Consider the following 11,981-nt stretch of genomic DNA (forward strand, 5'->3'; position numbering starts at 1 on the left):
ATTGATCTATTAATGCTATTTTGCAGCGATCGCTAACCGGGAAAGTTCTCACCATGCCGCTCGACGTCTATACCCTTTATATTTGTGAGCTTTTCGTGCTGGGTTTTGTCAGCATTATCATGGTGTTTGCCTGGTGCGGCTCTCAGTATGACCGGGTATTGGGTTTTAGCTGCCTGAGCATGGGCCTGACCCTGCTGGCGGTATTCCTCAGCAGCCTGCGCAGTTTTGGTTTTCATTTTTTGCCTGTTTTTGTCGGCAATCTGCTGCTGCTGCTGGGTTATGGCATGCTGCTTAATGCCTTTCGCAGTTTTTGCGCCAGACCACTGCGCTACCACTGGATACTGGGTGCGCTGGTGTGGGCAATACTCTGCCTGTTCCCGGCGTTCTACTACTCGCTACCAAAACGGATCCTGGTCAGCTGCATACTGTGTATTCTGTATACCAGCTCGCTGATCGTCCTGTTGATACGCTCACGCGCCAGCTTGCAAGTGACGTTCTGGCCTGCCCAGATCCTGCTGTGGATTCATTTACTGTTCCATATCGCCCGTATGCTGATTGATACCGGTACACTTAGCAAAGTACATGGCGCGATCGGCGGATCGACTTTTTCGCTGTATGTGATTCTGGAATCGATTCTGTTTGTTATCGGCGTCACTTTTACCATCCTGGCGATGGTTAATGAACGCAGCCAGATGATGTATAAACAGGCTTCACTGTGCGATCCACTCACTGGCGTCTGGAACCGCCGCGCGCTGTTTGATCAGGCGGATAAACTGACCCAGCGCTGCAGCCGCAGCGCCGAGCCACTGTCGGTAATCTTATTTGATCTCGACCATTTCAAGAGTATTAATGACCGTTACGGCCATTATCAGGGCGATCGCATCCTGCTGAATTTTTGTCAGGTGGTGCTACAGGTGTTGCCTGCCGGCAGCCATTTCGCCCGCCTTGGCGGTGAGGAGTTTGCCGCAATAGTTGTGGTTGATGAGTCCCTCGCCGCCAGTTTAAGCGAGCAGATACGTCGCGCGGTGCTGGCATCACAGCCAGATAATGTCAGTTATTCGGTCAGTATCGGCTTTACCACCCGCAGGCAGCAACATCAGCCGTTTGCTGAGTCAATAGTTGCCGCCGATGAAGCGCTCTACCGCGCCAAAGCCAACGGCAGAAATCGCGTCGAAGGGTTTATTTCACCAGCCACAGTGTAAATCAGCACTGTCACATTGCTTTCACACCGCCACTTTATCCTCGCTCTGTCGGTAAAATGGAGAGAAGCATGAATCGCAGAAATTTACTCAAATCAGGACTCGCCTGTGGCAGTGCGCTGTTGCTACCAAAAACGCTGTTTGCCAACCCGCTGATTAGTCGCGACACTCAGCGCCCGGCGACGCCCTCCGGGCTGCAAACCGGTGACGTACTGCACGATCGGGCGATGGTCTGGTGTCGCAGTGACCGCACCGCAAGACTGTGGCTGGAATGGGACACGGACGGCAGCTTTCGTCAGCCGCAAAAAATACGTGGCCCCTGGGCATTACCAGAAAACGATTATATCACCCGGCTCGATCTGCACGGCTTACCCGCCAACCAGCAGATTCACCTGCGCCTGAGCTACCGAGACGCAGATCTTAACCATCTGATTTCTGAGCCGCTGCTCGGTCAGTTTCGCACCCCCTCATTGCAGACGCGCAATATTCGTTTTGTCTGGTCCGGCGATACCGCCGGCCAGGGTTACGGAATTAACCCTGACTGGGGCGGCATGCGTATTTATGAAACCATGCGCCAGCAACAGCCGGATTTCTTCGTCCACTCCGGTGATACTATCTATGCCGACGGCCCCATTGAGGAAACCGTTACGCCAGGCGAAGGTGGCGTCTGGAAAAATATCGTCACGCCTGAAGTCAGCAAAGTAGCAGAAACACTGCATGAATATCGCGGACGCTATCGCTATAACCTGATGGATGACAATGTGCGCCGCTTTAACGCCGAAGTACCACAAATCTGGCAGTGGGACGATCATGAAGTCACTAACAACTGGTCCGACAGTAAACAGCTCGACGATCGTTATCAGGTAAAAAGCGTAGAATTGCTGCAGGCGCGCGCCACCCGGGCATTTCTCGATTATGCACCGATGCGCCACTTTGACGACCGCGAGAGTGAGCGCGTCTACCGTTATCTGCCCTGCGGGCCACTGCTCGATCGCTTTATTGTTGATATGCGCAGCTATCGTGGGCCGAACGGCACTAATCTGCAAACCACCCTCGATGACGACAGCGCCTTTATGGGCAGAACACAAATTGCCTGGCTGCTGGCGGGACTGAAAGCGTCAAAAGCCACCTGGAAAGCGGTGTTTGCCGATATGCCGATTGGCCTGCAAGTACCGGACGGTAAAACGGCTGAAGGCGTGGCGCGCTGGGAAGCCATCGCCAATGGGGACAACGGCGCACCTAAAGGCCGTGAGCTGGAGATGGCAATGCTGCTGAAAGCCATTAAGGATGCGGGAATCAAAAATGTGGTGTGGTTTACTGCTGATGTGCACTACACCGCCGCTCACCATTATCAGCCTGATAAAGCCGCATTTCAGGATTTCGAACCGTTCTGGGAGTTTGTTTCCGGACCGCTGAACGCGGGCAGTTTCGGCCCCAATGCGCCAGATAACACGTTTGGATTGCAGGTGGTGTACCAGAAAGCGCCGGAAAACCAGAATACTTCACCGCTGGCCGGCTATCAGTTTTTTGGTCAGGTCGATATTGATGCCGACGATCGCAGCATGACGGTGCGATTAAAAGATGTGGCGGGCACAACGCTGTTTACGCAGCAGTTGCAGCCACTGTAGACAGAACGGGCGGTCGTTTGCCGCCCGTTAAAATCATCAGCTGTGGTGACGATGGGACGCGCGACGACAGCGTTTATCACCGCAGTTACGCAGCCAGTAATAGCGATCGGCGACTTTTTCACGACCGCTGATACGGGCACCGACCAGCCAGAGTAGCGCACCCAGAAAGATACTGAAAATGGCGCCATGCGTCAGATACTGCGGTAATTGCAGCTGTGGCAACTGGTTAAGGATCGAATAACCCACGCCCACCACCATGGTAACCAACCCGAGTCCCATCAGGAAATTACCCGCAAAATGTACATTTTTACGTCTCATCAGTCACCTCCATTACCTGAGTAAAAAAAGCAATAGTTCCTATTGCCTGATGCCATAAGTTTAGGAAATGACTGGCTACTCCGATGAGTGCTGGATCACAATATTAACTTATAATTGACATTTCTTTACGCCTAATCAACTGAATTTATATAGAAAATGTATTGTCACGCTGCTGTATTATTCACTTCTCGCCGCTTATCCGGGCAATTTTGTAATCCGCGCCACGGCACAGTAAACTAGCGCCCTTAGATTAAGCACTTATCAGGAAGCTACCACTGTGAGCAGTATTAAACTGATTGTTGGCCTTGCCAACCCCGGCGCTGAATACGCCGCAACCCGTCATAACGCCGGTGCCTGGTACGTCGACCTGCTGGCTGAACGCCACAATCAGTCACTGAAGGAAGAGAGCAAATTCTACGGCTACACGGCGCGGCTGAATATCGGCGGTGAGGATGTACGCCTGCTGGTGCCGACCACCTTTATGAATCTGAGCGGTAAAGCGGTAGCGGCAATGGCAACCTTTTACCGCATCGCGCCAGAAGAAATACTGGTGGCGCATGATGAACTGGATCTGCCGCCGGGCGTGGCAAAATTGAAACAGGGCGGTGGCCACGGCGGCCATAACGGCCTGAAAGATATCATCAGTAAACTCGGCAACAACCTCAACTTTCATCGGATGCGGATTGGCATTGGACATCCGGGCGATCGCAATAAAGTCGTCGGTTTTGTGCTGGGCAAACCGCAGGCGGCGGAGCAAAAGCTGATTGACGACGCCATTGATGAAGCCGTGCGCTGTACCGAAGTGTGGCTGAAAGAAGATCGCTTAAAGGCGATGAATCGCCTGCATGCGTTTAAAGCGGGGTAATCCCGGCGGGAATTCGCCAGCATTCCTCAGAATTGCAAAGGCGGCGATTTCGCCGCCCATTTAACCGAACGTTAACCGCTCATAATCTTCAGGCGTCGTCGGCCGCCACTTTATAATCGGGATCGTCCAGTTCATGCATACAATATGGCCCGGCCTTCTGTAGCAGACTGATGCAATCCTCACTCAGATGGCGCAGACGCAAGCTTTTTCCCGCCTGCTGATAGCGGCTGCTGAGCTTATCAATCGCCTCTACGCCACTGGAATCCATCACCCGGGTGCGGGCAAAATCAATCACCACATTCTGCGGATCCTGTTCCGGGGAAAACAGTTCGGCAAAAGCGCTGGCGGAACCAAAGAACAACGGCCCTTCCAGCTGATAAGTTTTGCTGTCGCCCTGCTCTTGCTGCTGCAGAATAGTGATGCGCGCATGCTGCCAGGCAAATACCAGCGCCGAAATAATCACGCCAAAGATCACCGCCATCGCCAGGTCAGTAAAGATTGTCACCAGCGTTACCGCGACCATTATTACCGCATCGGCCTTCGGCATGCGTTTCAGGCGACGCAGCGAACTCCATTCAAAGGTTCTGATGCAGACCACAAACATAATGCCTGCCAACGCCGCAACCGGCAGTAAAGCGATATACTGCGACAGGCTGACGACAAACAGAATCAGCAAAATCGCCCCAACCAGGTTGGAGATACGCCCGCGCCCGCCGGAGGTAAAGTTGATAATCGACTGACCAATCATTGCGCAACCGGCAAAGCTGCCAAAGAAACCACAAAGGGTGTTGCCGACGCCCTGCGCCACGCACTCTTTATTACCCGCACCCTTTTTACTGCCCATCTCATCGAGCACCGCCATGGTCAGCAGCGACTCAATTAGCCCGACCAGCGCAATAATCACCGAATATGGCAGCACAATTTTCAGGGTTTCCCAGCTCAACGGGGCATCCGGCAGATGAAACATCGGTAAAGTGCCGGAGATGTCGGCTAAATCACCGACACGTTTAGTATCCAGATGAAAACCGATGGCAATGGCGCTGATAGCAATTAACGCCGCCAGTGAACCCGGAATGATTTTGGTGAATTTCGGAAACAGCCAGACGATCAGCATCGCCAGCGCCACCAGCCCGTACATCAGCGGACCCTGGTTTTTAATCATCGGAATCTGCGCCAGCATAATCACAATCGCCAGCCCGTTAACAAAACCGAAGATCGCCGGTTGCGGCACCAGCCGGATAAATTTACCGAGGCGAAACACGCCAATCAGCATCTGAATCACACCGGCAAAGATTGTCGCCAGCAGCACATACTCATAACCATGTTGGGTAATCAGGCTGATTAACACCACCACAATCGAACCTGCGGCACCCGAAATCATCCCCGGCTTACCGCCGAAAAATGCCGTCACCAGGCCCAGCATAAACGCGGTATGCAAGCCGATTGTGGGTGATAATCCTGCCAGTAATGAAAAAGCGGTCGCTTCCGGAATAAGCGCCACGGCCACGACAGAGCCGGCCAGCACGTCATTCTTGACGTTGGTCGCCCTGAGGTTGCTCAGGTTAAACATAATGTATTCACTTTTTTTTGATATCAGATTGCCGTGCCGCCGACCAGGTCGGGCACAGTAAGATTGTCATTCAGACAGCAGCAACAATTAACGCGTGCAGGAGAGGGAAAACTCAGGGTGGCGTAAGCAGAAAACAGTTCATCCGCAGGGTTCTCCGTTGGTCATAGATGGCGTTAGTATCGGAAAATTAGATCGCGATCACAAGCCATAACTTTACACTCAGAATGAAATCGCCGCCATCCCGGTAATAATTACGTGTATAATGTCGGAAGTTTTTTCTATGTCATTATTGAGGTATTTTAAAATACCTTGATTATCAAGCTATTAAGGTGATTCAAACATGGGATTCAAATGCGGTATCGTGGGCCTGCCTAACGTGGGTAAATCCACCCTGTTCAATGCGTTGACTAAAGCGGGAATTGAAGCAGCAAACTTCCCGTTCTGCACCATTGAGCCGAATACCGGCGTGGTGCCGATGCCTGATTCACGTCTCGACCAGCTGGCTGAGATCGTTAAGCCACAGCGTATTCTGCCAACCACGATGGAATTCGTTGATATCGCGGGCCTGGTTAAAGGTGCATCGAAAGGTGAAGGTCTTGGCAACCAGTTCCTGACCAACATTCGTGAAACTGAAGCGATTGGTCATGTCGTACGCTGCTTCGAAAACGACAATATTATTCACGTTGCGGGTAAAGTTAATCCGGCGGACGATATTGACGTCATCAACACCGAACTGGCGCTGTCGGATCTCGACACCTGCGAACGTGCTTTGCAGCGCGTACAGAAGAAAGCCAAAGGTGGCGATAAAGACGCTAAAGCAGAACAGGCGGCACTGGAAAAATGCCTGCCGCATCTGTCCAACGCCGGCATGCTGCGCTCCCTGAAGCTGGATGAAGACGAGAAAGCCGCCATCCGTTACCTGAGCTTCCTGACGCTGAAGCCGACCATGTATATCGCTAACGTTAACGAAGATGGTTTTGAGAATAACCCGTATCTCGATCAGGTACGTGCGATTGCTGAAGCGGAAGGTTCCGTAGTGGTGCCGGTTTGCGCAGCGGTTGAATCGGATATCGCAGAGCTGGACGATGCCGACCGTGAAGAGTTTATGGCGGAACTGGGCCTCGAAGAGCCGGGTCTGAACCGCGTAATCCGCGCCGGTTACTCGCTGCTGAACCTGCAGACCTACTTCACCGCTGGCGTGAAAGAAGTGCGTGCATGGACTATTCCTGTTGGCGCGACCGCACCACAGGCAGCCGGTAAAATCCACACCGATTTCGAGAAAGGCTTTATCCGCGCTCAGACCATCGCTTTTGAAGACTTTATCGCCTATAAGGGCGAACAAGGTGCGAAAGAAGCCGGAAAAATGCGTTCAGAAGGTAAAGAGTACATCGTTAAAGATGGCGATGTGATGAACTTCTTGTTTAACGTCTAACTAAAATTTGTTGTCTCATGAGGTTTCATTGAATCTCGTAAGAATCTCAAAAAACCATAAAATCCACGCAATTGCGTGGATTTTTTATTTTATTAATTCTCAATTCATCTCGTAACAATGCAGTCAAAAATGAGTACATGGATGAGTACAACACTCTTCCATCTTCATTTTAAGTGAGCGCAAGAGCGGCACAATAAATGATGCCCGTTATCCTTATCGATACTCACTGCCGTAATGCTAAACCTAAAGAAAAGTTGTACCGCCTCAATGGTTTCAATGGCCTGTACCTCGTAGTAAAACCTAATGGCAAAAAGGCATGGTGCTATCGGTTAACTCAGGGGTAAATCCAGCATGTGGGCGTTGGGCGACTATCCAGCGGTAGAACTCGCCGAGGCTCGCGAGAAATTCGCGGATGGAGTTAGTCCGACACAGGCTCGTCAGTTAGATAAGATCCGCAAGGTCAATGATGCATCAAACACCTTTGAGCTTATCGCCAAAGAGTGGTTGCAGATTAAAGATTGGGCCGAAATCACCAAAAACGGCGGCTGGATATGCTTGAACGTGTGGTTTTCCCCGTTATAGGCAAACTCCCCATATGAGAGAAATCAAGCCGCATCATATTCTTAAAATTCTTCAGTAAACCGCTAAACGCGGCGCACCGACAGTTGCAGCTGAAGCTCGTCGCACCGTTTCATCAGTTTTCGAGTTGGCAGTCGCGACGCTTAGAGCTGGTAGCGATGCTGTATGGCATGCGCGCAAGGCCCTTCCGGCTAATAAGATACAACACAAACAAGCACTGAATCCCCAGCAAATCGGAAAGTTATTAAGCTGTTTTGATAACAGTCGCGGCTCATATCAGGTTAACTATTGCATGTGGCTAATGTGGTGGACATTGGCGCGTCCAGCAGAAGCCACCGAAGCAGCATGGGCCGAATTCGATCTTGGTAACGCACTGTGGACTATTCCGGCAGCGCGAATGAAAGCCCGCAGAGAACACGTTATTCCCCTACCCTCTCAAGCTGTCAAAACTCTTAGAACGCTACAAGGATTAACTGGACATCGGCAGCACCTTTTTCCGGGCAGGGATAATCCGTTAGGTCCAATGACATCGCACTCGCTGCGCTAGCTACTTGAAAGCCTCGGCTGGAGTGGCATTTATAGCCCCCATGCTACCAGAACTACAGGAAGTACGCGTTTAAACGAGATGGGCTATCGTCCTGATGCTATTGAGGCCCAACTTGCGCACGCTGATACCAACAATGTTCGTCTCACATACAACCATGCAACTTATCTTGATGAGCGTTAAGTGATCATGCAGGAATGGGCTGATATGTTGGACAAATGGGTAGCAGGAGTCGTGTAGAATATACTGCACTTAGTGAACCACGAGGATAGAACTCATTCCTCAGGGTCCGCTTTGTGCCAGAAGCGGACGTTGCCAATATAGTCATCTATGTCAATTTAAAGAGAGCAGGTCAGTATCTTATTCAGCCGTCAGTAAGTTACCTACCAGAAGAGAACGTTGCTGAAATCGAATCGTGTTAATTTGTGAGCAACAGCTCAGTGGAATGCGGGCATGTAACGTGAAGCCACGGCAAAAAGTTAACAGACTCAGCTGATTATTAAGGAGAGGAATTGAAGCTTTTTGATTATCTGAAGATGGAGTTTCCGGATCTGACGCCTGAAGCCACCAAAGTCCATCTTGCGCAATTAAATGATTATAAAGAGGATCCGCTTGTTAAATTCCGTGGAGGCACTTTCGACGACTGGCAGTGCTGGCAGAAGCGACAGGAGTTTAGCCGCAGATATGTCGTTTCACTGATCAGGATCCCGGGGACTGAAACTTGGCTATTTGCGGGAGCATTTCAGCAGATAGGCAACGCGGGAAAGAAAGCCTACCCTGATCGTGAGGAACTGTATTATCAGTACCACCTCCAGAAAATCCCAGAGACTGAAGAATACGCTGGAAGGATGTATATCAGCTTTAAAAATACAGTCCGTAACTTCATTCGCCTCGGTGAAAGTATTCAGAGCGAACTGGTTATCAGCGCCATCACCCCGGCACGTCTGACCTTCGGCGAGTTTCCAGGCTACCGTAACGTCGTGCTGGACCGGAACAGCATCGGCTCGATCCTCAGACTTAATCTGCAATCCTGGCGTACCGCACTGTCCATGGTTAAAGGCATCTATGTATTAACTGATCGGGACGGCGGAAAACTCTATGTTGGAAAAGCCGATGGAATCGAGGGGATATGGGGCCGATGGGAATATTATTTTGGTTCCGGGCACGGCGGCAATGTAGGGCTTAAGGAAGCTTTCGGCACAGGCGATGAAAACCGACTGCAGAATATCACTTTCGCGATCCTCGAAGTCATGGATCTTAATGCCGAAAAAGGTGAAATTGACCGCCGCGAAACTCACTGGAAACAAATACTGCTCTCGCGGGAGTTTGGCCATAACCGAAACTAATAAAGCCTGTAAAAACACGCTGAACTGCTTCCCATTGATCAGGACTAGACATCAATTGTGGCAACAATTGCGAACTTATCCTTATTGCCGCTCTTGGCCGTTGCCATGGGCTGCTCTGTGTAGTGGTCAACTAAAACTGGCCACCGCTTTAGAGTTTTTCCAGTATCGATTTTCCGATTCGTTTGGGGGTAACCCTCCGTTATAGTCATGCGGCCTTAGCGAGCTGTAATACCCGACGATATAGTCTGTAATCGCATGAGCAGCTTCGCTAAAGTTTATATAACCTGTCACTGGCACCCACTCGTTTTTAAGACTTCTGAAGAAGCGCTCAATCGGGCTGTTGACGCTCCCAACAGTTTCCACGTCGACTCATACTCTGCCTGATCCGGCAACGCCACAGTAACTGCCGGAACTGCCTGCTTGTATAGTGGCTGCCCTGGTCACTGTGGAACATCACTCCGGCTGGTTTACCGCGAGCTTCCCACGCCATTTGCAGCGCTTTGATAGTCAGCTTGCCTGTCCAGATGTACGTCACATCGCCGCACCACACTTGGTTAGGATCTGTCACTGCGAACTGTCGCTCAAGTCGATTAGGGATAGCGATGTGTTCATGACCACCACGTTTATACCTGTGGGTAGGCTGCTGACAACTCACCAGCCCCAGTTCTTTCATGAGCCTGCCGGCAAGCCAGCGTCCCATTCTAAAGCCTCTCAGGGTTGCCATAATGGCGATAATTCTTGCGCCAGCAGAGCCATGGCTGATGTTATGCAACTCCCGAACCTGACTGCGTAACATAGCTCGCCAACCGTCTGGCTTTTCGGAGCTTTTTTCCCCAGTATTTGTAGCTACTGCGATGAACTCCGAATACGTGGCAGAGGGTGACCACAGGATACTGCGCTCTGAGTTTCCCGATTAACGAGAACTGTTCAGGGAGTCTGACATCAAGAGCGCGGTAGCCTTTTTTAATATGTCGTTTTCCATTTCAATGCGTTGTAGCTTTTTCTTTAGCTCACGTATTTCAATCTGTTCAGGGTTATAGGGGAGGCTTTAGGTATTTTGCCCTGTCGTTCATCCCGCAACTGCTTTACCCATCGCGTCATGGTAGAAAGCCCCACGTCCATAGCACTGGCCGCAGCTGCAACGGTGTGGTTCTGATCAAGGACCAGTTGAGCGGATTCGGGTTTAAACTCTGCGCTGAAATTTCTTTTTTTCATTGAGGCACCTGTAATGTTCTGAGGTGAGCATATCACCTCTGTTCAGGTGGCCAAATTCAGTAAACCACTACAAACATCCCCGTATGGATTACCGCCGGCAACAACCCTGATATGTTCGACGAAGCAGGAAAACGGGGCTGCCATGTGCTGACACACCTGATCAATCAGACATGGGAGCAGCTGGATATCAACTGCGCCCGTTATCGCCAGGCACGTATCGATGCGGGCTTCGCGCCCAAAACCGGAAAAGTTACGCTGATGATGCATACCCAGGCGGGTCCTGAGAAAGCTGCGATGCTGGATGAACTGCGACCGGCTCTGCATCAGTATTTATCTGCATTTATGCAGCTTTCCAACAATCTCAGTCAACCTTCCTCCCCGCAGACAGGCGAAACTCATAAACGGCAGGCGTACACGCTGAAATGGGGTGTTGAAAAATACCTTACCCAGTATGGCCTGTTTGGTTCGGCAGCCGAGTGCCGACAGCAACTTATCGCGCTGAAGCAAAGAGGCATTGATGAGATCGCCTGCCTGGTTGATTTCGGCATGACTGAAGAGAGTGTCAGAACAACGATTATCACCCTGGCCTCACTGATAAATAAGGAAATATCATGAAAAACACGACTGCCGGAATGACGTTCCTGGCCCTGCTTTTCTGCGGAACCGCTCAGGCCGCAGAAAAAAACATCCCGGTTGAAGCGTTCACTGCGGTAAGCGCGCAGCAAGGGATAAACCTGACGATAAAATGTGCCTCTGCTCCCGCGCTGGTTGTCTCGGGTTCCCAGGATACGCTGAATAAATTCCAGGTTACTAACCAGAGCGGTAACCTGCTGTTAAATAACAGAGCGGCCGAGGACGATCGTTTTGTGTCGAATACGCTGAATATTACCCTTTATACCAGCCAGCCGCTGACGGCCTTGTCCGGAAAAGCTGGCGTAAAAATCGATGCAGAGGCATGCTCAGTCAGCCCTGCACAGCTCAGTGTCAAAGGAAGCATGGGCACAGACATTCGCGCCGCAGGCAAAACAGATGAATTGCAACTGGAGCTGGCGATGGGCGGCAGTTTTAACCGTAAGCCCGCAGACTTTTCCGCAAAATCAGCTACGGTACGGATGAGTATGGGTGCGGAAACAGCACTATGTCATATCCCACGCATTACCGGCACGCTTGCAGCCGGAGCGCGGATGTCGGTCAGTCCTTCTGCTAATGTAGATACCGGTTCAGCTGGCACGCTTGCCAGTGAGGTCTCCACCTCTGATTGTGCTTAATGACGGGCACCGGCTTC

9 protein-coding genes and 2 pseudogenes are annotated in these 11,981 nt (G+C 51.2%); 8 read left to right on the forward strand and 3 right to left on the reverse strand.

Annotated elements, in window-relative coordinates; translation table 11 throughout:
* Nucleotides 1-53 precede the first annotated feature (53 nt).
* Complete coding sequence (locus ACP3TC_RS11860; protein ID WP_313857211.1) at nucleotides 54-1,202, forward strand: GGDEF domain-containing protein; 1,149 nt, start codon at nucleotides 54-56, stop codon at nucleotides 1,200-1,202.
* Between the two features lie 68 nt (nucleotides 1,203-1,270).
* Nucleotides 1,271-2,827 (forward strand): alkaline phosphatase D family protein, encoded by a 1,557-nt coding sequence (locus tag ACP3TC_RS11865; protein WP_426816515.1) that lies wholly within the window; start codon nucleotides 1,271-1,273, stop codon nucleotides 2,825-2,827.
* Nucleotides 2,828-2,863: 36 nt separating this feature from the next.
* Here the strand turns inward: ACP3TC_RS11865 and ychH are convergent, their stop codons facing one another.
* Nucleotides 2,864-3,145 (reverse strand): stress-induced protein YchH, encoded by a 282-nt coding sequence (ychH, locus tag ACP3TC_RS11870; protein ID WP_313857207.1) that lies wholly within the window; start codon nucleotides 3,143-3,145, stop codon nucleotides 2,864-2,866.
* Between the two features lie 277 nt (nucleotides 3,146-3,422).
* Between ychH and pth the strand changes: the two genes are divergently transcribed.
* Nucleotides 3,423-4,010 carry an aminoacyl-tRNA hydrolase gene (pth, locus tag ACP3TC_RS11875; protein WP_313857204.1) on the forward strand — a complete coding sequence of 196 codons (588 nt, stop codon included), beginning with the start codon at nucleotides 3,423-3,425 and terminating at the stop codon, nucleotides 4,008-4,010.
* Between the two features lie 88 nt (nucleotides 4,011-4,098).
* Here pth and ACP3TC_RS11880 read toward each other — a convergent pair whose 3' ends face one another.
* The gene (locus ACP3TC_RS11880) at nucleotides 4,099-5,580 is read right to left on the reverse strand and encodes a SulP family inorganic anion transporter (RefSeq protein WP_313857202.1); all 1,482 of its coding nucleotides are present in this window, start codon (nucleotides 5,578-5,580) and stop codon (nucleotides 4,099-4,101) included.
* Between the two features lie 340 nt (nucleotides 5,581-5,920).
* Here ACP3TC_RS11880 and ychF point away from each other — a divergent pair, with 340 nt between their 5' ends.
* From ychF to ACP3TC_RS11895, 3 genes and pseudogenes are all read left to right on the forward strand, one after another.
* The gene (ychF, locus tag ACP3TC_RS11885) at nucleotides 5,921-7,012 is read left to right on the forward strand and encodes a redox-regulated ATPase YchF (protein WP_313857201.1); all 1,092 of its coding nucleotides are present in this window, start codon (nucleotides 5,921-5,923) and stop codon (nucleotides 7,010-7,012) included.
* Nucleotides 7,013-7,221: 209 nt separating this feature from the next.
* Nucleotides 7,222-8,318: pseudogene (locus ACP3TC_RS11890) on the forward strand (tyrosine-type recombinase/integrase).
* A gap of 329 nt (nucleotides 8,319-8,647) precedes the next feature.
* Nucleotides 8,648-9,481 carry a GIY-YIG nuclease family protein gene (locus ACP3TC_RS11895; protein ID WP_313857200.1) on the forward strand — a complete coding sequence of 278 codons (834 nt, stop codon included), beginning with the start codon at nucleotides 8,648-8,650 and terminating at the stop codon, nucleotides 9,479-9,481.
* Between the two features lie 126 nt (nucleotides 9,482-9,607).
* Here ACP3TC_RS11895 and ACP3TC_RS11900 read toward each other — a convergent pair.
* Nucleotides 9,608-10,696, reverse strand: a pseudogene (locus ACP3TC_RS11900) (IS3 family transposase).
* 87 nt (nucleotides 10,697-10,783) lie between these two features.
* Here ACP3TC_RS11900 and ACP3TC_RS11905 point away from each other — a divergent pair.
* Entirely contained in the window at nucleotides 10,784-11,311 is a 528-nt protein-coding gene (locus ACP3TC_RS11905; RefSeq protein WP_426818273.1) for an LLM class flavin-dependent oxidoreductase, read from the forward strand.
* Entirely contained in the window at nucleotides 11,308-11,964 is a 657-nt protein-coding gene (locus ACP3TC_RS11910) for a GIN domain-containing protein (protein ID WP_426816516.1), read from the forward strand. Before ACP3TC_RS11905 ends, ACP3TC_RS11910 begins: the two co-directional genes overlap by 4 nt.
* The last annotated feature ends 17 nt before the right edge of the window (nucleotides 11,965-11,981 follow it).

Source organism: Winslowiella sp. 2C04 (genome assembly GCF_050037805.1).
GTDB lineage: Bacteria > Pseudomonadota > Gammaproteobacteria > Enterobacterales > Enterobacteriaceae > Erwinia > Erwinia toletana_A.

Coding starts and splice junctions, on each gene's coding strand:
- ACP3TC_RS11860 (WP_313857211.1), top strand. CDS start 54: ATGCCGCTCGACGTCTATACCCTTTATATTTGTGAGCTTTTCGTGCTG.
- ACP3TC_RS11865 (WP_426816515.1), top strand. CDS start 1,271: ATGAATCGCAGAAATTTACTCAAATCAGGACTCGCCTGTGGCAGTGCG.
- ychH (WP_313857207.1), bottom strand. CDS start 3,145: ATGAGACGTAAAAATGTACATTTTGCGGGTAATTTCCTGATGGGACTC.
- ACP3TC_RS11880 (WP_313857202.1), bottom strand. CDS start 5,580: ATGTTTAACCTGAGCAACCTCAGGGCGACCAACGTCAAGAATGACGTG.
- ychF (WP_313857201.1), top strand. CDS start 5,921: ATGGGATTCAAATGCGGTATCGTGGGCCTGCCTAACGTGGGTAAATCC.
- ACP3TC_RS11910 (WP_426816516.1), top strand. CDS start 11,308: ATGAAAAACACGACTGCCGGAATGACGTTCCTGGCCCTGCTTTTCTGC.